Below are 23,036 nucleotides of genomic sequence, written 5' to 3' on the forward strand. Positions count from 1 at the left end.
GCGCAAAACGCACAACCTGGAGGCATGATGCAAGGCTTGAATGAACTGAGCTTCAAAGCGCTGCGCCTGTTTGTCGCCGTGCTGGATTTCGGCAGCTTTTCCGAAGTGGCCCGCCGTGAGGGCCTCGCGCCCTCCTCCATCTCCCGCCAGATACAGTTGATGGAACAGGCCCTCGGCCAACAGTTGCTGTACCGCCACACCCGCGCGGTCAGCCCTACCGAGGCCGGACGCCTGCTCGGGCGGCACGCGCGGTTGATGCTCGAACAACTCGAAGCCGCCGGCCAAGCCCTGCAGGAACAGGAAAGCGAACCCAGCGGCCTGGTGCGCATCAATGCGCCGATGGTCTTCGGCCAGCGCCACATTTCCCCATGGTTGGGCGAGTTGTGCCGGCGCTACCCGAAGCTGCAACTGGATATCCAGCAGACCGACACCTACGTCGACCCACTACAAGATGGCACCGACCTGCTGTTCCGCATCGGCGTGCTCAACGACTCCAGCATGCAGGCACGCATCTTCGCGCCCCAGCGCTTTCGGATTGCCGCCAGCCCTGCCTACCTGGCCCGGCACGGCACGCCCCAACACCCCGACGAGCTGAGCAACCACCAGTGCCTGGCCTACAAAGGCATCACCGGCCAGCAACGCTGGTTCTTCCGCAAGGGCCAGGGCGACTGGACACCCTATAGCGTCAAGGGCCCGATCACCGGCAACCACGCCGACACCCTGACCCACGCAGCCGAGCAGGGGCTGGGGCTGGTGGTGTTTCCTTCCTGGTTGATCGGCGAAGGCCTGCGTGCAGGCACTTTGCACGCGGTGCTGACGGAGTATGAAGTGGCGACGACCCTGGAGCCGCAGCAGATTGCGGCGTTGTGGCCTGGAAGCCGGCGTTTGTCGCTGAAAGTGCGGACGGTGATTGATTACTTCGTGGAGTGTTTTGGGGGGGTGCCGTATTGGGATCGGTGACCTGTAGAGGCGCACCACTGAGGGCATTTCCTACCTCAAAAAGTAGGTAGGATCTGATTTTGCCGGCCAGTATTTTTGGCCAAAGCGTAGTGCGGCAGACTTGGGCAACTTCCGCGATGGGACAACGTTCATGAATACGACATGCTCAGGAACTACGGTGACGTTAGATCAAGCACACGCTGGACACATTCGAACTCAGGTCCTCTTGTTCTACCTGAACTATCAACCCAACACCCACTGCCCAATCAACCAGGCATTTGCCCCGCTGATCACTGCAAACAGGAACCACGCCAGCAACCGGGTGGGCAGGCGATTCACGAACGGCCCCATCAGCTGTTTGTCGCCGGTCATGCGGATCAATGGATACAGCGCAAACGGCAACTGCAGGCTGAGTACCACCTGGCTGAGGATCAGCAGCTTGCCAATGGCATCGTCGCCCATCAGCCATACGCCCAGGAACGCCGGGATCAGCGCCAGCCCGCGCGTGATCAGGCGCCGTTGCCAGCAGGGAATGCGCAGGTTGAGGTAGCCCTCCATGATCACTTGCCCGGCGATGGTGCCGGTAAAGGTGGAGCTTTGCCCGGAGGCCAGCAAAGCGATGCCGAACAGGATGCTGGCGAACGCGCCGCCCACCAGAGGATCGAGCAGGTGGTAGGCGTCCTGGATTTCCACCACGTCAGTGTGGCCCGTCTTGTGGAAAGCGGCGGCGGCGAGTACCAGGATCGCCGCATTGACCAGCAAAGCCAGGGCCAGTGAGCCGATGGTGTCGATACGCGCCAGCTTGACCGCGTCCTGTTTGCTGGCGAGGTCCTTGCCGATCAGGCGGGTTTGCACGATGGAGCTGTGCAGGTAGAGGTTATGGGGCATTACCGTGGCCCCGAGAATACCGATGGCCAGGTACAGCGGCGCAGCATCGCTGATGGCCGACAGCGATGGGGTGAAACCACTGAACACATCGGGCCAGTAAGGTTTGATCAGGACCAGTTCGATGAAGAAACACACGCCGATGGTCGCCACCAGCGCCAGCATGATCGCTTCAAGGCGGCGGAAACCGCGGTTCTGCAGGGCCAGGATCAACAAGGTATCGAAGGCAGTGATGACAATGCCGGTGGTCAGTGACACCCCCAGCAGCAGGTGAAAGGCCAGGGCACAGCCGAGTACTTCGGCGAGGTCGGTGGCAATGATGGAGATTTCCGCAAGCACCCACTGGGTGCGTGCGGATCGCTTGCTGTAGCGCTCGCGGCACAGTTGCGCCAGGTCTTTTCCGGTGGCAATGCCCAACCGCGAGCACAGGCACTGCACCGCCATCCCCGCCAGGCTGGCCAGCAACACCACGAACAGCAGGTTGTAACCGTAGCGTGAGCCCGCCTCGATGGCCGTTGCCCAGTTACCTGGGTCCATGTAGCCAATGGAGATCAGCAAGCCTGGGCCGGCGAACATCAGCGCGCGCTTGAAGAACGAAGCCTTGGGGTCAACGGCGACGGAACCGGCGACTTCCGGCGGGCAAAAGGGGGCGGTAGCGATTTTTGGCAGGCTGAATTTCACGCGGTATCCCAGGCAAACACACTTGATAGAGACGCAGCTTATCAGTCGGATGCGACCGTGCGCATCACCGTCTCCCGCGGCAAGTCGAACGCTTCGACCACTTGCACCACCAGGTCCATCTCCTGGTTCAGCGCTTCACGCTCCATGCGCTGGCGAATCACACCTATCACCAGCACCGCCAGAGTGGTAATTGAATACGCCGGGCCGGAAAACGCGCGTACCCCGCTCACCAGCAGCATCGCTGCGGCCAGTGCCTGGCCCACCACCGGGATGGCCGTGGCCGCGCCACGACGCAGGATAAACCCGGTCAACCCGGCGAGCGCCGTGCCGCTCAACGCGGTGGTCGCCGATCGGCCGACATCGAAACGGTTGAACAAGCCCTGCTCCTTTTGCGCGGCGGCCTTGAGTTCGGCGTCGAACACCTGGCGGTCAGCATTGCTGAGTTTGTCCTTGTACTGCTCGATGAGCTTTTCGGCGACCTGGGCTTCAAGGTCGGCCAATTCGACAGTATTGAGCGGCTCATCGAACTTGATCCCCAGCCGCTGCACCACATCTTCGGCGATCTGGCGGTAACTCACGCCGTGGCCACGGGCCAGATTCATAAAGGTATCGCCGCCCATGCGCTGCAACTCGATGGCCAGCTTGAGCGGCTCGCGCACTGTGGCGTCGATAGTCGCACTGCGCTTTTGCGCCATGAGTTCAGCGAGAAACTTCAACTCCTCGGGCCGCGCCTGCACCAGCGCCGGAAACAGCTCCGTGTCCTCTTCGGCAAAACGCACCTGCGGGCTGCGCTGGTCGGAGCGGATCATGCCGCGCCGCTCGTGCAACAGGTCGGTGTACTGCACCACCGTCTGCAACTGCGGCCAGTAGGCGGCATGATCGAAGGTCGCCAAATGCACGTTGGTGACCTTGGCCTTGAGCGCCGGCGTCACCGGGATCGCATAGCGGCCGATGCAACGCTCGGTATCCGGTTTCAGGGCCAGCGCCCAGTCTTTGCTGGAGTGGCAATTGATCACGCGCCCGTTGAGCGGCGCCGATACATCATCCCAAGGGCTCGACGTGCAGATCGCCCCACCCATCAACAGCAGATTGTCCAATGGCAGTTCACGGGCGGTCTCGGGATTGGCGAGCAGGCTCTTGACCAGAATGCGTGCGCCAAGGGAATGGCCAATCAGGTTGATACGCCGGACTGCCAGGGATTCGCCGTGCAGGTAATTGGCCAATTCGGGCAGCAAGCTCCTGGCGACCTCGTCCACCCGTGCCTCGACACTTTTGTAGTGATCGAGGAAATACGCGATTGCCTTGCCCACCCCGACAGTCGCCGCGCCCAGGCTGCCGCCGCCAAGCATTGCGCCGATCACATCCTTGAACGGTGCAAACAGGTTCTCCAGGAAATGCCCCGCCGGCCAGAACAGCATCAGGTTGGTGGAGCCCTCGATGCCCGCCAACTGCGCCTTGAAGCTGCCCAATTGTTGCCGGTTGAAGAACGCCGAATAACCGTGGACATAGAGATTAAGCACATCGCCCTGGGGCTCGCCGCACAGTAGGAACGTGGGCTTGCGGGTGCGGTGCATTTCATCCCACTGGTGCTGCATGGGGCGGTGACTCCTGGTGACAAGGGACGGCGATAGTAACAAAGGGCGCGGCTCAACGTCGTACCGCTGGGGCAAAAGGCACCACGTTGGCCACCTCTTCCTTTCAGAAGATGGAAGCCGCCTTGGACTTGGCCAGGTATCGCGCCGGTGAATCGCCCAGGTTACGGCGAAACACCGAGGTAAACGCGCTGGAGCTGCTGAAACCCAACTCGAACGCCACATCGGTGATGGACGAGCCGTGGCTGAGCCGCGCCGTCGCCTCCAGCAGGCACACCTGCTGGCGCCACGACACAAAGGTCATGCCCGTGCATTCACGAAAGTTACGGGTAAAGGTGCGCCGGCTCATGCTCGACCAGTCCGCCATCTCGCCGATGGAGATTTTCTGTGTGGGCGCTTCAAGAAAGCGCTGACAAGAACGGGCCAGCCGCGATTCCGAAGGCAGCGGCGCGCTCAACGGCAGCTCGGGCATGGTGCCGATTTCGTCGATCAGCAAGGTCAGCACGCAACGATCGCGCACGCTGGGCGAGGCCGATGGCCCAATCGCCAGCGCCGCCTCCAATAGATGGCGCAACAGCGGCGAGACGCCAAACACCTGGCAATAGTCCTGCAACCCGGCGCGTCGAGCCGCGTCGTCATCCAGGTAGGTATTGAGCATCACCACATCGCCGCGCATGTGCATTTCGTGCGACACCCCGCTCGGCACCCAGATCGCCCGCTGGGGCGGCACCACCCAATTACCCAGGTCGGTGAACATTTTCAACGCGCCTGTCGAGGCGTAGGCGAACTGCCCGCGCCGATGGGTATGCCTGGGAAACACAGTGCCAGATGGGTATTCGCGCAGCGTCACCACCGCTTCGGGGCTATCGGGTTCATAGGGCGAAAAAGTGAAGGTCGGCGGCATGGCCCGATTTTGTCAAAGTATGACCTGACATAGCAAGCGGGCCATTAATCTGCCACCTAGAATCGTCGCTCCCCAAGTTGGGTTCATATCGAAGGGATATTCGGAAAATGAGTGTCAAAAACTACTTGGACGTAAGCGTAGACGGCGCCGTTCTGATGGTGGGACTCAATCGCCCGCAGAAGCGAAACGCCATGTCTCTGGAAGTCATGCACGAACTGCGCGATACCTTCACCAACATACCCGAAGGTATTGGCGCCGCCGTGCTCTACAGCACCAGCCAGCATTTCTGCACGGGGTTGGACCTGTCGGAAATCCGCGATCAATCGGTCATCGACAACGTCCAGGCCTTCCGCGAATGGCACAAGACCTTCGAACTGATCCAGTTCGGCAAGGTGCCCGTGGTCGCGGCCATTACCGGTGCCGCCATCGGTGGCGGGCTGGAAATCGCCACCGCCTGCAGCCTGCGCGTGGTGGATGACAGCGCCTTCTTCTCGCTGCCCGAAGCCATGCGCGGCTTGTACGTCGGCGTCGGCGCCTCGGTGCGTTTCCCGCGCATCGCCGGTATTGCCCTGATGACCGACATGATGCTCACCGGCCGCACGCTCTACGCCAAGGAAAGCTATGAACGCGGCGTGGCGCAGTACCTGGTGCCAGTCGGCCAGGCGGTACTCAAGGCCACCGAGTTGGCGCACAAGATCGCCGGCAACCTGCCCATGACCAACTACGCGGTAACCCACGTGCTGCCGCGCATTGTCGATCAAAGCCAGCAGGACGGCCTGATGACGGAAGCCTTGATTGCTGCCGTGGTGTCTTCGGACATCCGCACACAGGATCGCCTGGCGGACTTCCTGGATCGCAAGAAGGACAAGATCCAGACCGCGCCAGCGGTGTAACTCCCGGTCGTGAACGTTGCCGGGCGCACCTCGGCAAACCATGGATGGCCTTCACAACTCACTATCAACCCGGTGAAACCATGTTTCAGCACAGCACTCAAGACGATCTTTATCGCAGCAATGACGCGACCGATGAACGATTGATCAAAATCGAACGCAGCTGGCATAAACGCGCACAGATCAAGCTCGATTCCCAACGCCCGGATATCCAGCTGGACCTGCAAGCGCCGGACTTTCTCGAGGCCCTGTTACCTTTCGCCCATGACCCGCATTACCAGGATTACCCCCATGCCCTGAAGCTGCTGATCCTGTCGGCCGGCTGGGTCATCTACAACCAGAAAACCATCGCCATCGAAACCGAGATCATCTGCCCGTCCTGCATCGACCTGCTGCAGCTGGGCTCGCGCCTGAGCTCCGCCAGCGCCGCGACGATTTCCGAAACCCTGGCGGATGAGGCTTATCACACGCTGTTTTCGATCAACATGTGTGAGCTGGCAATTACCCAGCGCGGCATGCGCATCAAATGGCCGGAGCTGGAATTGACCCGCCACCTGAGCCAGGCCCAGGCCACCCTGTCGGAGGCGGACTTCAAGATCTACCGCCTGGCCTTTTCGCTGGTCTCGGAGACCTTTATCAGCGACTACCTGGCCGACCTCAGCGACGCGCCGGACATCCAGCCGGTGTTCCGTCACGTGGTGGCCCTGCACAAAAAAGACGAGCTGGTGCACAAGCACATCTTCCCGCTGTTCGTGCAGCAGGTGGTCGGTGACTTCACCGCGCAGCAAACCGCCTTGTTCACCCGCGGCATCGCCAACTCGATCCGGATCTTCCCGATGCGCGAGATTTCGGCGTGGCGAATCATCCTGCCGCAACTGCTCGAAGTGTTCGGCGACCAATCGCTGCTGCTACCGACTCAATTCACCGAGACCGGCGAAGCGGACTACTCGGCCATGCCCGAGATCCTCAGCTCCATTGGCATACACCCCGAAGCGGTGCTGCCTGAGCTGCCAGTGATGAGCGAACCGGTCACTACCGTTTGAACCCAGCGTGCTGCTGATCAATACAAATTCAATAGAGTAATTGTCATGTGTGGATACATTGGCGTCTTTGCCAAACAACCTCGTGCGTTCAACCCGAACATGTTCGATGCCGCCCTGCGTGCAATCCATCATCGCGGCCCGGACAGCTCCAGCCAATGGTTCGACCCCCAAGGCCAGGCCGCCTTTGGCTATGTGCGCCTGGGCCTGGTCGGCCTGGGCAACGGCACCCAGCCGATCGTCGCCGACGAAGGCGACCTGGTGATGATGGTCAATGGCGAGTTCTATGACTATCAACGCATTCGCGCCGAGCTGGAGGGCTACGGTTGCCGCTTCAAGACCTCGTCCGACAGCGAAATCGCCATGCACCTGTACCGCCGCCATGGCGTCCGCGGCCTCAAGCAACTGCGCGGCGAGTTCACCATCCTGATCTTTGATCGCCTGCGCAAAAAGCTGTTTGCGGTGCGTGACCGAGTGGGCGTCAAGCCGCTGTACTACACCGAGCATGAAGGCGCCTGGTACTTTGCATCCGAAATCAAAGCCTTGCTCGCCGCCGGCGTGCCCGCACAGTGGGACCACGAAGCCTACGCCAATCGCGGTTTCATCCTGCGCGACCGGACTGTGTTCAACAATATTCGCAGCGTGAAACCAGGTTGCTGGATCATCGCCGATGAAAGCGGCCTGCAAACCGAACAGTATTGGGACTGGGACTTCCCGGATGCCCAAGTCACCGAGCAGCGCAGTGAAGCCGAGATGATCGGGTCCCTGCGCAACACCATCGAAGAATCCGTGCGCCTGCGTCTGCATGCCGATGTACCGGTCGGTGTGTGCCTGAGTGGCGGTCTCGACTCGTCGGCCATGCTCGGCATCGCCACCGAGCTGACCGGCCAGCCATTGCAGGCGTTCCACTTGTCGTTCGAAGGCGAGCAGGCCTACGACGAACGCCAGTACGCCGAAGTGGCCGCACGGCATAACCGTGCCCACCTCAACGTGCTGTCGGTGAACTCCTCCGACATGGCGGACAACTTCGAAAATGCCCTGTGGCACGCCGAAATGCCCTTCGCCAACGCTCACAGCGTGGCCAAGTACCTGCTGTGCAAATACGTGCAGAACCAGGGCATGCGCGCCGTACTCACTGGTGAAGGTGCCGACGAAGTCTTCGGCGGCTACCCGCACTATCGTCGCGACATGGTGCTGTACAACCACGAAAACCAGGATCCGACGGCCATCGCCGAACTCACCCGGCGCCTGCACGCCAGCGAAGATCGCTACCTGCCCGGTGCAAAGAACGATGTGAAATGGGTGCAGGACGAACTGGGCCACGGCGTGTCCTGGCTGCAAACCCAATCGGCGTTGTTCGGCCCCCTGGCGCAACTGTACAACGATGACTTCCGTGAGCGCTTCAGCAATACCGATGCCTATCGCGAGTTCTACGACCGCCTGAGCCCACGGGCGCTCAACGGTTGGGAGCCGGTCAACCGTTCGCTGTATATGGTGGCCAAGTCCAGCCTGCCCAACGTGGTGCTCACTTCCCTGGGCGACCGCATGGAAATGGCCGGCAGCCTGGAAGGCCGTCCGCCGCTGCTGGATCACCAGGTGATCGAGGCCGCGTGCCGCTTGCCGGTGAACATGAAAGTGCGCGGTGCCACCGAAAAATACGCCCTGCGCGAGGCCATGCGCCCGTATGTGCCGCAAGCCGTGCTGGACCGCAAGAAACAATACTTCCGCGCGCCACCGGCGTCCGAGAGCCCGCAATCGAAGCTGTATGAAATGATCAACGACGTATTGAGCGGCCCGGCATTGAGCAACGTGCCGTTCTTCGATCCACGTAAAGTACGCGCCTTGCTGGCAACCCTGCCAAGCTTGTCCACCGCCCAACGCGCTTCGGCAGACAACCTGCTGATGGAAATCGCCGGGCTGTGCTTGATGCAAAAACGGTTCGCCTTGAACTGACTTCCCGGCGGCGCACCGCGTTTGCGGTGTGCCGCCTGACCCAAGGAGGGTCCATGCTGAAAAAACATTTATCACTCGCCGTGCTCGTCACCCTGGTGTGGGGGGTCAACTTCCCTATCACCAAATTGGGCCTGCGTGCCATCGACCCGTTTGTGCTCACGGGTATCCGCTTCGCCCTCGCCGCCTTGCCGCTGGTGTTCTTTATCAAGCGCCCCGCCGTCAAGTTCAGCTACGTGGCCGCCTACGGCTTCATCTTCGGGTTGGGCATGTGGGGCGTGATCAACTACGGCATCCAGGTGGGGGTGAGCCCCGGTATTGCTTCATTGATCATTCAACTCAGCGTGTTCTTCACCATGGGCTGGGGCTTTGTGCTGTTCAAAGAGAAAATCCGTGGCGCGCAGATGGTCGGCGCCGTGTTGGCCTTGGTCGGCCTGGCAGGGATCATCTCCACCCAGGAAGGCAACCACGCCGTGCTGGGGGTCATGTTGATCGTCCTCAGCGCGGTGGCCTGGAGCGTGGGCAACGTCATCATCAAGAAATCCGGGGTCAAGGAGATCTTCTCGTTCATGGTCTGGGCCAGCCTGATCCCGCCGATCCCGCTGTTCCTCACAGCCTGGTTGATGCACGGCGGCGCCGCCTTCGAGGGCTTGCAAACCAGCCTCGACCTCACGGCGGTCCTGTCGATCCTGTTCCAGGTGTACCTGGCGACGCACTTTGCCTACTGGGGCTGGAACTCGCTGCTCAAGCTGTACCCGGTGTCTACCGTGGCGCCGCTGTCACTGCTGATTCCGGTGTTCGGCATCACCAGCTCGATGCTGATGCTCGATGAGCGCATTTCTACGCCCAACCTGATCTCCATCGGCATCATCATCGCGGGTCTGGCTGTGGGCCTGTACCGCAAGCCGGTCAACCTGGCGCCTGCCGAACCGCAACCGATTGTCCATATGGATAGATAGTCATGGCATAAATTCGGGATTTTGTTCGCGTATTGGCTGCTTTAACTTAGGTCCGGTCTTGTACTGAACGTGAGGAAACACCATGAGCACGCCCGAATTTTTTGTCACTCCAGGCTACGGCGATTACATGCGCGAGCACCTGCATTACTCGCAAGCAGTAAAAGTCGGTAATCGCGTGGAAACCTCAGGCCAGGGCGGCTGGGACGACGAGTTCCAGATTCCCACCGACCTGGCCGAGGAAATCGCCCAGGCGTTCCATAACCTGGAACGCACCCTGGCCACCGCCGGCGCACGTTGGGAGCACGTGATTCACGTCAACTCCTACCACGTCGGTGGCTTCCCCCCCGAAGTCAACGAAGCGATGGTCAAGCACTACCGCCAGTACATGCCCCACCATGCGCCGATCTGGACGCAGGTCGGTGTCGAATCCCTGGGTTTGCCGACCATGCGCGTGGAAATCCGCGTGACCGCGATTATTCCCTGACCCCGAACCTGCGGATCACCCATTCGACAAACACCTTGAGCCGCGCGCTCTGGTGACGATTGGGTGGATAGAGGATGTGCAGCGGCGTGGCTGGACGCGACCACTGTGGCAGCACACTGACCAATTGGCCATTGTCCACGTAGTACTGAACGATGGCTTTGAAATGCTGCCCGACGCCCAAGCCGGCGAGCAGCATTTCCTTGAGGCCGTTGCCTTCGTTGGTGGAGTAGGCGCAATCGCCCACTTCGATGCGCCTGTCACCCTGCTCGAAAATCAGTGGCTCCGCCTTACCGGAGCCGGCAAAAAAATAGCCGGCCTTGAGGTGGTTGAGCGCCAGATCCTCCGGGGAAAGCGGCACACCTCGGCGCTCCAGGTAATCAGGGGCCGCACAGGTCAAATACTCCAGGTCGGTCACCTTGCGCCCGATCATCGCCATGTCATCCAGCTTGCCGGCACGGATCACGCAGTCCACCCCTTCCCCCACAATATTCACCGAACGATCACTGATACCCAAGGCAATGGTGATATCGGGATACTCGCGATGAAAATCCACCAGCGCCGGAATCAGCAGGCAATTGGCAAACGACGCCGGCGCATCCACCCGCAGATGCCCGCCGGGCTTGAGGACTTGCCCACGGATGGCGCTATCCACTTCGTCCAATTCTGCGACCAGGCGCCGGGCATGTTGGTAATACTCCAACCCCTCGGACGTTGGCGCCAGAGCCCGTGTGGTGCGGTGCATCAGCTTGATGCCGAGGTGCTTCTCAAGGTCGGTGATCAGCTTGCTCACGGTGGAGCGCGGCAGCGCCAACTGGTCGGATGCACGACTGAATGAGCTGGTTTCGACGACGCGAACAAAGGCACGCATGGCGAGAAGTTGGTTCACAAGGATGACCTTCTGGATAGCTGCTACCGCTTTCAGCAGGCGAAATTGTCGATCTTGACCTGACCATCGGGAAACGTGGCAATAATCTCCAACTCGCCGCCCATCGCGCGGAGATAGTCGCGCAACGTGCTGATGTACATGTCGGTGCGCCGCTCCATCTTGGAGACGGCCGCCTGGTTGATGTTCAGTGCTTCAGCCAGGCTCGCCTGGCTTAACTGCTGGGCTTTGCGCAGCTCATGCAGTGGCATTTCCTGCAGATGCTGCTGAAACAACAGCTTGGCTTCGGCACGGGATTGCGGCGTCATGCGCGCTTGTAGTTCAGCGAATTTCTTGGCCATGGTGACGGCCCTCCCAACCAGAATTCGACCTCACAAAACATTCCACCAAAGGAATAAAAAATTCAACCTGTCAAAAAGCGTTTTACCTGAGTCTCTTCCCATCCCGCTCAAAAACACAATTTTCGAAATGTAAAAAGCGCTCTAATACACCCCTATTGATTGGTTTTAGAGATCCTGGAGTTCGCAATGCCCCATGAAGGCAACCTGTTACAAGCAGCGGTGGTGTTCCTGCTCGCCGCCGTGCTGACCGTGCCCCTGGCCAAGCGCCTGCAATTGGGCGCAGTGCTGGGCTATCTGTTCGCCGGTGTGATCATCGGCCCGTCGGTGCTGGGCCTGATCGGCAACCCGCAGAGCGTCGCGCAGTTCTCCGAGCTGGGCGTGGTGTTGCTGTTATTCATCATCGGCCTCGAACTGTCACCCAAGCGGTTGTGGGTGATGCGCAAGGCGGTCTTCGGCGTCGGTCTGGCGCAGGTGCTGCTGACGGGCCTGGTGATGGGCGTGGTGGCGTTGTGGCTGTTTGGCCAGTCGTGGAACAGTGCGATCGTGCTCGGTCTGGGCCTGGCGCTGTCGTCCACCGCGTTTGGCCTGCAAAGCCTGGCCGAGCGCAAGGAGCTGAACCAACCCCACGGCCGCCTGGCGTTTGCCATCCTGCTGTTTCAGGACATCGCTGCGATCCCACTGATCGCCATGGTGCCACTGCTGGCCGGCAGCGATCACCCGACCACCGAAGCCCAAGGCTTGCAGCATGTGTTGCAGATTCTCGGCAGCATCGCGGTGGTGATCATCGGCGGACGCTACCTGTTGCGCCCGGTGTTTCGCATTGTCGCCAAGACCGGCCTGCGCGAAGTCTCTACCGCCACCGCGCTGCTGGTGGTGATCGGTACGGCGTGGTTGATGGAGCTGGTCGGCGTGTCCATGGCCCTCGGCGCCTTCCTGGCGGGCCTGCTGCTGGCGGACTCGGAGTACCGCCACGAACTGGAATCCCAGATCGAACCGTTCAAGGGTCTGCTGCTGGGCCTGTTCTTTATCAGCGTGGGCATGGGCGCCAACCTCAGCCTGCTGATCAGCTCGCCGCTGGTGGTGATCGGCCTGACGCTGCTGCTGATCGGCCTGAAACTGCCGCTGCTGTATGCCGTGGGCCGCATGGTCGGTGATCTCAATCGCGAAAGCGCCCTGCGCCTGGGCGTGGTGCTGGCGGCGGGCGGTGAGTTCGCCTTCGTGGTGTTCAAGATCGGCCGCGACCAGGGCCTGTTCGAACCACACCTTTACGACATCCTGGTGCTGACCATCACCCTGTCCATGGCGGTAACACCGTTATTGCTGCTGGTGTGCCCGAAGCTGTTCAAGCCCAAGGTCAAGCCGGTGGAAGTGCCGGAGGAATACCGCACCATCGAAAGCGACGCGCCCCGCGTGGTCATCGCCGGCATGGGCCGTATGGGCCAGATCGTCGCGCGGATCCTGCGCGCGCAGAACATCTCGTTCATTGCCCTGGACACCTCAGTGGAAACCATCGAGCTGACCCGCAGCTTCGGCGGCATGCCGGTGTTCTACGGCGACCCGCAACGCCCCGAGATCCTGCACGCGGCCAAAGTCGACCAGGCGGAGTTCTTCGTGATCGCCATGGACGACCCGGAGATCAACATCAAGACCGCCGAGCTGGTACGCAACCTCTACCCGCACATGAAAATCATCGCCCGCGCACGTAACCGCCAACACGTGCACCGCCTGGTGGACCTGGACGCCTCGCCGATTCGCGAGACGTTCTATTCCAGCCTGGAAATGAGCCGCCGCACCCTGGTGGGCCTGGGTTTGAGCCAGGCCCAGGCCGATGCACGCATCACTCGTTTCAAGAACCACGACCTGCAAGTACTGGCTGCGCAGCACGCGGTATACGACGACGCGGCGAAGGTGATGCAAACCGCCCAGGAAGCGCGGGCAGAACTGGCGAGGCTGTTTGAGATGGATCGACTTGAGGAAGAGTCCGACAAGGTGTGAGGCTGCAGGTGAACGATTTTGCGAAATTTCTGACAGAATACGCCGCAATTTCGTTCATCCCTGGAGCGCTTCATGGCCACTTTCACCAAGACCGCCGTCCTGCTGGCCCTCGCGCTGACCGCCGGCAGTGTATTCGCCGCATCCAAGCCGTCCACGCAAACCATCTCCACCTTGGGCGGCAAGTTCACCTTCAACCTGCCCAAGGCCTATGCCGCCGACACCCTGCCAGCCGGCAAGGCCGAAGATGGCACTGCCGATACCCAAGGCACGATGTACGCCAACCAGACCACGAAAAGTGTGGTGATCGTCGCCGAAACCGTGCGCAACGATGGGTTAACCATCGGCGATAACGACGCGACATTCCTCGATGGCGCCGTGGCCGGCTTCGTCAAGGACCAGAGCGCAGCGCTGCCTGACTTCAAGAAACAGGGCGAGAAGAAACTGACCTTCAAGGGCCTGGGCCTGCGCCAGGTGGACAGCACCGCCACCCAAGGCGGCGGCAAGACGCTGAACTCCACGTTCCTGGGCGGTTCGGGCAACCACCTGCTGGTGATCCAGGCGATCTCGCGGGCGGATGATGCGAAGGGGCATGCGGCGTTGGTGAAGCAGATTACCGGCGGGAAATAACCTGATCTCCCAAGCAACTCAACTCTAATGTGGGAGCTGGCTTGCCTGCGATAGCGGTGCATCAGTCAATAGGGTTGTCGACTGATCAATCGCTATCGCAGGCAAGCCAGCTCCCACCTATTTTGACCGCGTTCAGTTCAGGCTTTTTTCCAGCCAGGCTTTCAGGTCCTGCACTTCTGTTTCGCTGATGGTGTGGTTCATCCCCGGATACCCGTGAAACTCCGGCTTCAACCCCAACCCCGTCAACACCTCATTCGCCCGCGTCCCCGACACATAGGGCAGTGCCTGGTCCAAGGTGCCATGGCCAATAAAAATCGCCAATTTGCCCAATGACGCATCCGGCTTCAGTTCAGCCTTGAGCACCGGCAACACGCTGCCACTCAACGCCGCAATCCCACGCAGCAACTCGGGCCGGCGCAAGCCCACCTCATAGGACATGATCGCGCCCTGGCTGAACCCCACCAGGAACACTCGGTCAGGTTGAGTGTGGTACTTGGCGGTGGCTTTGCCGATGAAGTCTTCGATCAGCTTGGCACTGCGTTGCAGGTCGGCGGTCTCGCCATCGTAGTCGCCGTCACCGGGGGTCTTGGTAAACCAACGATAGCCGTGCGGGTCCACCGGCATCGGCGCACGGGCCGACAGGTACGTCCACGTCGACGGCAGCGCATCCTTGATGCCGAACAGGTCTTCTTCATTGCTGCCAAACCCGTGCAGGAAAATCACCAGCGGCTGGTTGCGCGCGTCGCCCTGGGTTTGTTCCAGATACGACAGCGGTAAATCGGTGTGCAGCGTATCGTCGGCATGGGCGACGCCGGCCACCAGGGTCAGCGCCAGGGCAAACATGTTGAACATGGGACGTTACCTCAGGGTTTGCGAAGCAGATAAGTGTCCATGATCCAGCCATTCTCCAGGCGCGCCGCCTTGCGCACCTGCTCGATTTGTTCAGCCACCTCACTCACTTTGCCGCTGATAAGAATCTCGTCCGGGGTACCCAAGTAGGCGCCCCAGTAGATATCCAGGCCCTGATCCGCCACGGTGCGGTAGGAGTCTTCGGCGTCCAGCATCACCACCAGGGTGTCGGCATCGCTGGCCTGCCCTGCCGCCAGGCGGCGCCCGGTGGTGATCTCGACCGACTTGCCGATGCGGTTCAGCGGCACTTTGTGCTGGGCAGCCAGGGCCTGCACGCTGGTGATTCCGGGGATCACCTCAAACTCAAAGGAGCAGCGGCCACTGGCCAGGATCGCCTGCAGGATACGAATGGTACTGTCGTACAGCGCAGGGTCGCCCCATGCCAGGAAAGCGCCCACTTCACCGTCAGCCATTTCCTCGTTGATCATGCGCTCGAAGGTCAGTTGCTTGTCGCGGTTCAGGTCCTGTACGGCAGTGGTGTAATCGATGTCGCCACGCACCCGCTCGGGGCACTCGGCCTCGACGAAGCGGTAGCCAGGCTCGGTGATGTAGGTCTCGCAGATCTCGCGGCGCAGGTCGATCAACTTGTCTTTGCTCTGGCCCTTGTCCATCAGGAAAAACACGTCGGTGCGGTTGAGCGCCTTCACGGCCTGCATCGTGATGTAGTCAGGGTTGCCGGCGCCAATGCCGATGATCAGGATGCGTTTCATGGATTGCTCTCATTGCGGGGCGTGGATTTTGCCATGTTCATGGGGCTAGGCGTGAGTTTCCAGGCGCAAGCGCCAGAGGTTGTTGAAACGCAACTCAGTGGCGGACAGCGGTTCGACATCGATCCGGTAGAACATCGACAGCGGGAATTGCATGGCGTGCCACATCGCGGCGCGGATCACAAACGGATGGGTAATAGCCACGACATGGCCGGGCTGTGATTCGAGGGTTTTCATCCACTCACCCACCCGCAGGCAGATCTGCTCCACCGACTCGCCACCATGGGGCGCGCAAGTAAAGTCAGTGAGCCAAGTGTTCAACTCGTCACTCTCCAACTGGCCGATGTCCTGGCCCTTCCACTGCCCGAAATCACCATCGCGCAACGCGATCTCGATCACCCCGTCATCGCCGAACAAGCCTGCCGTCTGCCGTGCCCTGGCCTCAGGCCCACACACGAGTCGCCGGGTTTTCTTGTACCGATCAGCCAGCGACAACGCCTCGCCTTGCCAGTCCATCACCACGGCCTCGTCATCGGGAAAACGCCCCTGTTTTTGCAGGGGCGTGACGGCGTGGCAGATGAGCGTCAAACGAGTGGTGTGCATCGCAGAGTGCTTGAGACCAAAAAGAAAGAGCTTCAAGACTGGCGCAGTTAGCGCAGGGACGCAACGCCCTGTGCCAGATAGAGCACGTGATAGCCGTTACCTTGGCGCTCTGTATCCAGTGCCTCGGCCGACACAGTAATACGCACCAGCCGCCACGCTTGCACATCCAGCGCCAGCAACACTGCAAAGGTGTCGCCGCGGTCGGCCAGTTGTTGATTGCGCTGTTTCTCCTCGGCCAACACCGCCGCCCTGTCTGCCTCCGGCGCCAGCGGCCACTCCTCGCGATACAAACTCAACGCGCCTTGCGCCGGGCCACGTTGCACATCCAGCGGCAACCAGCTCTCGATATGCGGCCGTCCAAAGCTGTCGAGCACCTTCTGAAAACGTTCGCCAAGTAAAAAGTCAGCGGCCTGCAACGGATCGGCCCACAGGTACACCGACGCATACACATTGCCCCCGCTCTCCTGGGCGATAAACGCCTTGAACAGCAACCCTTCGGCGTCGTCCCAGAGCGGCCCCAATTGCGCGGCGCGCCGGCGGATCACGCCCATGTCGTAGTCAGCAGGCAAGCGGTGAGAATATTGTTTGGCAAACATACGAGAACTCCTGTGCAAGATGAGGGTTCAGCTTGCGCAGCGGCGATGATTTCAACAAGATATCAGCGGATATAAGTGCGATAAGGATTCAATATGGCTGACGTGCTCAAACCGCTGGACATCGACACTGTCCAGGCTTTCGTACTGGTGGCCGATTTCGCCAGTTTCACCCGCGCTGCCGAAGCCCTCGACACCTCGCAGGCGGCGATCAGCCTCAAGCTCAAACGCCTGGAAGAACGCGTCGGCTATCGCCTGCTTGAACGCACGCCCCGGCATGTGCGGCTGTCGCCCCAGGGCGAACAATTCATTGTCGCCGCCCGCGCCCTGCTCAATGCCCATGAACGCGCCTTGGCCGATATGGGCAGCCACGCATTGCGACGCTTGGTGATCGGCATCAGTGACCACGTGGCCGGCCCCGACCTGCCGACCTGGCTCAGCCGCCTGGCCGCCTATGACCCTTTAGTGATCCTCGAAGTGCGCATCGCTTCCTCCCGCGACCTGGTCGCCGCCTTTGATCGCAATGAGCTGGACGCGATCATCGTGCGCAACGAAGGCGACCGCCGAGACGGTGAAGTCCTGGCGGTGGAACGCTTCGGCTGGTTCGCCGCCCCCACCTGGCAACACAGCCCCGGCGCGCCGCTGCGCATGGCCACCATGGCCGCGCCCTGCGGCGTTCGCCACTTGGCCACACGCGCACTGGATGAGGCACGCATCGACTGGACCGAAGTGTTCGTTGGCGGCGGTGTCATGGCCGTGGGCGCCGCCGTCAGCGCCGGATTGGGCGTCGCCGCCCTCGCCCATCGCGTTGCGCCGGCAGGTGCGGTGGAAGTGAGTGAGCAATACGGGTTGCCCGCCTTGCCCGTGAGCGAAGTCGTCCTCCACAGCCGCATCACCGATGGCCGCTCCAAGGAAACACTACGGGCACTGAGCGCCACCTTCCGCGGCGCGCTACGCAACCCCGTGTAGACACCGGCCTGTCGGCGATGGGCGCCCGACAGTTTTTCGCCGGCAAGCCAGCTCCACAGAGAACAAAAAGCGTATCTACGATGCGAAGCGAGTCGCTTTTAATCTTGATCTGAGGCGGCCCCCCAAATACCTGTCGGATTACGGGCACACCGAGCCTAAGCGAGGTGCCGAGTGTTGGGGCAAGAACCTTTTGGTTACTTTTGGGCTCTTTTCAAAAGTGACCCGCTGTAAGAGTGGAACCATTGGCGGCCATCCCCCGAACAACGGATATGTACCCAATCAACCATCACTCAAACCACTCCCGCCTCCCCTCAAACGCCCCCACAATCAACTCCACAACCCCCCGCACCGCCTCACCCTCCCCCACCCGCGCATTCACCGCCAACCACACCTGCCGCTGCATACACTCATCCAACAACCCCGGCAACGCCACCAACCCCCGGTCAAAGCTGCTCATGTAATGCGGCAGCAACCCAATGCACGCCCCACAACGAATCATCTCCAGCATCAGCGAATAAGCATGCACCTGCACCACCGCCGCCAAGCGTTGCTGCACCACCTGGTTCCACGCCTGCAAAGCCGCCACCTGCGCATCAGGCTGCCACTGCACCAACATGTAGTCGTCAAGGTCCTCCATACTGTCCGGCCGTGTCGTCAACCGCGAATACCGCTTGGCGATATGTGGCAAATACTGCAAACGCGCCAAGGCCCTCGGCGGCTCAGTGGCAAAGCTCGGACCAGGCACAGGCCCTTCCGCGTCCGACAGCCACAGCACCACGTCCACATCCACCGCCTGCAATGACAGCTGGCTGTCGATCGAAATGATCTCCAGACGCACACTGGCATTGCGGCGCAGCAAGGCGATCAGATCGCGCCCAAGAATGTCATGCAAGATCGGCTCAGCCACCGCCAGCCGAATCAACGGTTGCTCCGTCACCGGCAAGCGTCGCTCCTGAGCCAGGGCAATCAGCTGCGCCTGCAACTGCTGGCCATCGCGACTGAGCACCAGCCCATTGCCCTGATAGCTGAACAGCGAATGACGCACGTGTTCTTCAAGCTGCGCCAAACGCTTGCGCAACAGCGTCGCCTTGATATTCAAACTGCGCGCCGCCTGCATGAAACAACCGCAACGCGCACTCACCAGAAAGTAGCGCGCCACCTCCGGGTCGATCTCATGGGCCAGGGCCAGCCAACTGCTACGGCCCTCGGCGGGTGCGCGATAAGCGGAGGGGCCCTGGGGGGCAGACGGTTCTAGAAATGCCATGGGAGACTCCCTGTCTTGTCAGTCTGTGCATCCAATGCGGTTGACCTGTGTTACTCCAGCACCTTGTTCAGCTCGGCGCCGTCGATGCTCAGGGTGGCAGTGTTGAGCATGCCTTCGAGGTAGGCCTTGGCAATCTGCTCCTGACGCTGGGCACGCAGGGCCTGCGTCAGGCGCTCACGCAGTTCGTCGAGGGTCGCAGTACGCGCCGGTTGCTGGCCGGTGAGCTTGAGCACATGGAACCCCGCCGCGCTCTGCACCACGTCCGACACGGCACCGACCTTGAGACGTGACACCGTGCCGCGCACTTCCGGCACCAGTTGCTGCAACGGCTGCATGCCCGAGTCGCCGCCGCGCGTGGCGGAGTCGGCGTCCTGGGAATACTGGGTGGCCAGGGCGGCGAAATCACCCGGTGCGGCCTGGGCACGACGGCTCAGCTCCTGGGCCTGGCGGCGCACGTTATCGACGGTTTGCGGGTCATTGGTCGCCAGGAAAATCTGGCTCACGCGATACAACGGCGGCGTTACCCACTGGGCCTTGCCACTGTCGTAGGCCTGCTGCAACTCCGCCGCGCTGGGGTAATCGGCCGGCACCTGGCTGACCGAGAGCATGTAGTCGCGAAACACGATCTGCTCAGTGGCCACACGGGTCTGCTGCTCCACGTCGGGGCGCTGGCGCCAGCCCTGGGCATCGGCTTGTTCCAGCACAGCCTTTTGCGCCAGGCGTGAGCGAATCCAGGTTTCCAGCGCGCCACGGTTGCCGCGCAATTGCTCACGGGATTCGGCAGGCAGGCTGGCCAGCACGGTTTTCAGCTCCGTCAGGTCGATCTGCTGATTGCCCAGGCGGGCCACCGCCGGCCCAGCCGATACAGGGCTGATCACCGGTGCCGGTTGCTGCGCCGCCACCGGGTCGCTGCCCGGTCGCAGGCTCAAGCCCACCGCCACCACCAGTAAAGCCAGCGCACCCGCGCCGACCATCAGGGTTGGTTTCTTCACAATACCGGTGCCTCGGTTTCAGCCTGCAACTGCGCGGCCTGCTGGCTGTACTCACGCAGGTAGACGATAAATTCCTGCAACAGGCGGTCCCACAACTCCAGCTGGCTACGCAGGTGCGTAGCGCCCACGCCCGCCACCACCACGTCCATTTCCATCAACAGGAATTCGCCCTGGACCGACAACCGCGCAAAACGTCGGGATGCGTTCCACACCTGGGCCAGACCTTCGGGCAATTCACCCTGGACCCGCAGCGCGCAACTGTAGGTGAAATCCACATAGTTGCCCTGCTCCGCTGCCGGGTTGCCGAAGCGCACGGCAAAGCCGATGCCCTGGCTGGCGCTGAGCAATTGCACGATGCCATTTTGTTCAGTCTGGTTGACCCGGTAGCCGGCTTCCTGCAGCAGCTCGGTAAGGCTCTGGGTGGTGACGCTGGTGATCAATTCGCTCATGGTGATTTCTTCCCTGTCTATCAATGATTGGCGGTTGCCTGGGACGCATCGAAACGGCTCTTGTACAAATCGTCGCCAAAACCCTGGGCGAGTTCCTCGAACTTCACCCGTGCGCTGCTGGCGAACGGCTGGCGAATGCTCATCACCTCGGCCACGTCGATTTTTTCGTAGGCCGCGAGCAACTGCTGGGCCACGCCGTACATCTGTTGATTCTTGACTGAACATTGCTGCACTTGTGTGTCACGTTCGCTCAAGGACGCCTGCAAGCGGGCGCGCTCGGCCTCTTTGCCCTTGGCCAGTACCAGCAATTCGTCATAGGCCTTCTTGAACTTGCCGATCTGCTCGTTGCTGGCCGCCACCTGGGCTTGTGCCTGGCTGTGCAGGCTCTGTTGCTGGCCAGCCATTTGTTCGGCCACGCCACGCGCCTGGGCGAGTTCGGCCGTCAACTGCTTGATGTGCGCCTGGGCCTGCTTGGCCTGGTTTTCGGCGGCAATGCGCGCCGCGCTGGCCTGGGCCTGCTCGCTTTGCAGCGCCTGCAATTGCTGAGTGGTGCTGCGCAATTGCGTACGCAGGCGCTCTTCCATGCCCTCGGCCGACGCGCCGGTGGTGATCAGCAGCAGTAACAGCCCGCAGATTCGCGTGTTCATGTGGCATCTCCCTGCGCATCAAAAGCGCGTGTTGAGTTCCAGTTGCATCACATCGACTTCGAACGGCGCTCCATACACTTCGGAGGCGCTCAACCAGCGCGCACTGGCGTAGATGTTCTTTTCGATGCCGTAGTTGGCGCCAATGAAGTAACCCTTGGCGTTGGTCCCGCCCAAGTGGAACGACGAATCGTTGAAGCCGTCGGGCAAGGCGTCGGGCTGGATGTACTTGTAGCCAGCCAGCACGTTCCAGTCGCCGCGCTTGCGCATCTCCAGCGCAGTGCCGAGGGTGAACGAGACCATCAGCGCATTGCCGCCACTTTCAAACTGGCCCTTGCTGTTGATGTTGTTGACGATCTCGCCCTCGCTGCGCTTGAGCATCTCGCCCTTGTCGTAGGCCAGGTTGTGGATGAAGTTGCCTTGGGTGCGCAGCTTGAAGTCGCTGGGCAACTCGGCATCCCAGGCCAGGTTCAGGTCGAGCACATCGAACTTGGACGCCAGGCCCACGAACTGGGGCTGTGGGGTCAGGCCAGGCGTGGCCGGGTTGGGGGTGATGTCACGCAGCAGGAACACGCTGTTGCCCTTCTGCATGAAGGCCAGACGCGAACCGTCGCTGTCGCAGGCGGGCTGCCCGGCCCAGGGTTCACAGGCACCGGAGCGCTTACCTTCGATGTCGTCAAAGTGGTAGTACGCCACCGCGCCCTTGAGGCTGTTTTCGCGGTTGATCTTCCAGTTGGCGCCGATCTGCCCGCCAAACAGCCACTTGGTTTCGCTGTCTTCCTTGTCAAAGCCGTTGCTGCTGGCCGAGTCGGAGGTGTACTCCACCGGGAACGCGCCGAGGGTGCCGAACAGGCCCCACTCGCTGTTCAGGGCATGGTTGAAATTGGCGGCGATACCGTCGAAGTTCAGGTCGCCCGAATACATCATGTCGGTGGAATAGAACGGGTTGGCGAAGCGCCCGGCGGTGAGGGTCACGTCCGGGGTGGCCTTCCAGCTCAGGTAGCCCTGGTCGAGCCAGATGTCCTTCTTGCCAAACCCGCCGCCCAGGGTCTGGGTGGTGGACACCGGGTTGTTGTCGGAGCCGGTGCCGACGCGAATACCGGCGGTCCATTCCGGCGACAGCACCGCTTTCATGCCCAGGCGCGCACGCAGGCGGAACAGGTTTTCGCGGTCCTTGGTGGTATTGAGCAGCGGCGGCAGCTTGGTGTTGGTGTCTTTGTTGGTGTCGTACGGGCCGCTTTCATTGAGCTTGGCGTAGTCGACGATCTCGTTGCTGTTGTTGCCCGAAAAGTAGCGTGATTCATCCCGCAGGCGGATATCACCATCAAAGCTGATGCGCGAGACCCAGTCTGGGAAAGTATTGGGCTGGGCCCAGTTTTCCTGCTTGGCGGTGGCCATGACCTCGGCCTTGACCTGGTCGCGAATCTGATCCTTTACCGCCTGCGGCACGTACTGCACGCGCACATCGCCGGGCGCGGCGGTCGGGCCGGCGGCAACCACCGGCGCCGCATTCGCCTGGCGTGCCTGCTGGGCTTCCTTTTCCGCCTGGGCGATCAGCCCATTGGCGGTGTCCTGGGTCAGCACGCCTTGCTGCACCAACAGGCGGATCAGGTTGATCGTGACGTTTTCCGAGGGCGCGACCGGCGCTGCAGCCGCCTGGCCGACCAGGGTCGCGATGACCATGCCAACCGCCAGGGTCAGTCGATTCACGGGGGAAATCATGTGTACGCAACTCC

The 23,036-nt window shown here is 61.4% G+C and carries 23 protein-coding genes; 9 read left to right on the forward strand and 14 right to left on the reverse strand.

Features of this window, described 5'->3' with window-relative positions:
* Positions 1 to 27: 27 nt before the first annotated feature.
* Positions 28 to 960: a LysR family transcriptional regulator gene (locus tag CWC48_RS29125; RefSeq protein ID WP_078047921.1), complete on the forward strand. Its 933-nt coding sequence runs from the start codon at positions 28 to 30 to the stop codon at positions 958 to 960.
* Positions 961 to 1,182: 222 nt separating this feature from the next.
* Here CWC48_RS29125 and CWC48_RS29130 read toward each other — a convergent pair whose 3' ends face one another.
* From CWC48_RS29130 to CWC48_RS29140, 3 genes are all read right to left on the reverse strand, one after another.
* Positions 1,183 to 2,505, reverse strand: coding sequence for an Nramp family divalent metal transporter (locus CWC48_RS29130; protein WP_078047920.1), 1,323 nt, complete (start codon positions 2,503 to 2,505; stop codon positions 1,183 to 1,185).
* Positions 2,506 to 2,546: 41 nt separating this feature from the next.
* Positions 2,547 to 4,100 (reverse strand): DUF726 domain-containing protein, encoded by a 1,554-nt coding sequence (locus CWC48_RS29135; RefSeq protein ID WP_100491025.1) that lies wholly within the window; start codon positions 4,098 to 4,100, stop codon positions 2,547 to 2,549.
* Between the two features lie 103 nt (positions 4,101 to 4,203).
* Positions 4,204 to 5,001: a helix-turn-helix domain-containing protein gene (locus CWC48_RS29140; protein ID WP_100491026.1), complete on the reverse strand. Its 798-nt coding sequence runs from the start codon at positions 4,999 to 5,001 to the stop codon at positions 4,204 to 4,206.
* Between the two features lie 107 nt (positions 5,002 to 5,108).
* On the opposite strand from CWC48_RS29140, the gene CWC48_RS29145 reads away from it, so the two are divergent.
* The 5 genes from CWC48_RS29145 (at position 5,109) to CWC48_RS29165 (ending at position 10,324) form a co-directional block, all read left to right on the forward strand.
* Positions 5,109 to 5,894 (forward strand): crotonase/enoyl-CoA hydratase family protein, encoded by a 786-nt coding sequence (locus CWC48_RS29145; RefSeq protein ID WP_078047917.1) that lies wholly within the window; start codon positions 5,109 to 5,111, stop codon positions 5,892 to 5,894.
* 80 nt (positions 5,895 to 5,974) lie between these two features.
* Entirely contained in the window at positions 5,975 to 6,934 is a 960-nt protein-coding gene (locus CWC48_RS29150) for a diiron oxygenase (protein ID WP_100491027.1), read from the forward strand.
* Positions 6,935 to 6,979: 45 nt separating this feature from the next.
* Positions 6,980 to 8,884: an asparagine synthase (glutamine-hydrolyzing) gene (gene asnB / locus CWC48_RS29155; RefSeq protein WP_100491028.1), complete on the forward strand. Its 1,905-nt coding sequence runs from the start codon at positions 6,980 to 6,982 to the stop codon at positions 8,882 to 8,884.
* A 53-nt stretch (positions 8,885 to 8,937) separates the two neighbouring features.
* Positions 8,938 to 9,840, forward strand: coding sequence for an EamA family transporter (locus CWC48_RS29160; RefSeq protein ID WP_078047914.1), 903 nt, complete (start codon positions 8,938 to 8,940; stop codon positions 9,838 to 9,840).
* A gap of 82 nt (positions 9,841 to 9,922) precedes the next feature.
* Complete coding sequence (locus CWC48_RS29165) at positions 9,923 to 10,324, forward strand: RidA family protein (protein ID WP_100491029.1); 402 nt, start codon at positions 9,923 to 9,925, stop codon at positions 10,322 to 10,324.
* Here the strand turns inward: CWC48_RS29165 and CWC48_RS29170 are convergent.
* Entirely contained in the window at positions 10,314 to 11,210 is an 897-nt protein-coding gene (locus CWC48_RS29170; RefSeq protein WP_240037330.1) for a LysR family transcriptional regulator, read from the reverse strand. The genes CWC48_RS29165 and CWC48_RS29170 overlap by 11 nt on opposite strands.
* Before the next feature lie 32 nt (positions 11,211 to 11,242).
* Positions 11,243 to 11,548, reverse strand: coding sequence for an XRE family transcriptional regulator (locus tag CWC48_RS29175; RefSeq protein ID WP_100491031.1), 306 nt, complete (start codon positions 11,546 to 11,548; stop codon positions 11,243 to 11,245).
* Positions 11,549 to 11,734: 186 nt separating this feature from the next.
* On the opposite strand from CWC48_RS29175, the gene CWC48_RS29180 reads away from it, so the two are divergent.
* Both CWC48_RS29180 and CWC48_RS29185 read left to right on the forward strand, forming a co-directional pair.
* Positions 11,735 to 13,543, forward strand: a complete 1,809-nt coding sequence (locus CWC48_RS29180; RefSeq protein ID WP_078047910.1) for a monovalent cation:proton antiporter-2 (CPA2) family protein — start codon at positions 11,735 to 11,737, stop codon at positions 13,541 to 13,543.
* Between the two features lie 72 nt (positions 13,544 to 13,615).
* Entirely contained in the window at positions 13,616 to 14,170 is a 555-nt protein-coding gene (locus CWC48_RS29185; protein ID WP_078047909.1) for a hypothetical protein, read from the forward strand.
* 132 nt (positions 14,171 to 14,302) lie between these two features.
* On the opposite strand, the gene CWC48_RS29190 is transcribed toward CWC48_RS29185, so the two are convergent.
* Genes CWC48_RS29190 through CWC48_RS29205 form a run of 4 tightly spaced genes read right to left on the reverse strand, consistent with a single transcriptional unit; the run spans position 14,303 to position 16,985 of the window.
* The gene (locus CWC48_RS29190) at positions 14,303 to 15,022 is read right to left on the reverse strand and encodes an alpha/beta hydrolase (protein ID WP_100491032.1); all 720 of its coding nucleotides are present in this window, start codon (positions 15,020 to 15,022) and stop codon (positions 14,303 to 14,305) included.
* A gap of 11 nt (positions 15,023 to 15,033) precedes the next feature.
* Entirely contained in the window at positions 15,034 to 15,789 is a 756-nt protein-coding gene (cobF, locus tag CWC48_RS29195; RefSeq protein ID WP_099492491.1) for a precorrin-6A synthase (deacetylating), read from the reverse strand.
* Between the two features lie 45 nt (positions 15,790 to 15,834).
* Entirely contained in the window at positions 15,835 to 16,389 is a 555-nt protein-coding gene (locus CWC48_RS29200) for a histidine phosphatase family protein (protein WP_078047906.1), read from the reverse strand.
* 47 nt (positions 16,390 to 16,436) lie between these two features.
* A complete protein-coding gene (locus tag CWC48_RS29205) occupies positions 16,437 to 16,985 on the reverse strand; it encodes a DUF4865 family protein (RefSeq protein ID WP_100491033.1) in 549 nt (182 codons plus the stop codon).
* Between the two features lie 93 nt (positions 16,986 to 17,078).
* Here CWC48_RS29205 and CWC48_RS29210 point away from each other — a divergent pair, with 93 nt between their 5' ends.
* Positions 17,079 to 17,951 (forward strand): LysR family transcriptional regulator, encoded by an 873-nt coding sequence (locus CWC48_RS29210; protein WP_078047904.1) that lies wholly within the window; start codon positions 17,079 to 17,081, stop codon positions 17,949 to 17,951.
* A 286-nt stretch (positions 17,952 to 18,237) separates the two neighbouring features.
* Here the strand turns inward: CWC48_RS29210 and CWC48_RS29215 are convergent, their stop codons facing one another.
* The 5 genes from CWC48_RS29215 to CWC48_RS29235 are packed head-to-tail and all read right to left on the reverse strand — an operon-like array spanning position 18,238 to position 23,022.
* Positions 18,238 to 19,215 (reverse strand): LysR family transcriptional regulator, encoded by a 978-nt coding sequence (locus tag CWC48_RS29215; RefSeq protein ID WP_100491034.1) that lies wholly within the window; start codon positions 19,213 to 19,215, stop codon positions 18,238 to 18,240.
* Between the two features lie 50 nt (positions 19,216 to 19,265).
* Entirely contained in the window at positions 19,266 to 20,207 is a 942-nt protein-coding gene (locus CWC48_RS29220; protein ID WP_100491035.1) for a peptidylprolyl isomerase, read from the reverse strand.
* Positions 20,204 to 20,656, reverse strand: a complete 453-nt coding sequence (locus tag CWC48_RS29225; protein ID WP_177409460.1) for a YbjN domain-containing protein — start codon at positions 20,654 to 20,656, stop codon at positions 20,204 to 20,206. The genes CWC48_RS29220 and CWC48_RS29225 overlap by 4 nt, the downstream gene beginning before the upstream one ends.
* Before the next feature lie 20 nt (positions 20,657 to 20,676).
* Positions 20,677 to 21,303: a DNA repair protein gene (locus tag CWC48_RS29230; RefSeq protein WP_100491036.1), complete on the reverse strand. Its 627-nt coding sequence runs from the start codon at positions 21,301 to 21,303 to the stop codon at positions 20,677 to 20,679.
* Positions 21,304 to 21,321: 18 nt separating this feature from the next.
* Positions 21,322 to 23,022: a putative porin gene (locus CWC48_RS29235; RefSeq protein ID WP_100491037.1), complete on the reverse strand. Its 1,701-nt coding sequence runs from the start codon at positions 23,020 to 23,022 to the stop codon at positions 21,322 to 21,324.
* Between the last annotated feature and the right edge of the window lie 14 nt (positions 23,023 to 23,036).

This window comes from Pseudomonas sp. S10E 269, assembly GCF_002798465.1.
GTDB lineage: Bacteria > Pseudomonadota > Gammaproteobacteria > Pseudomonadales > Pseudomonadaceae > Aquipseudomonas > Aquipseudomonas pergaminensis.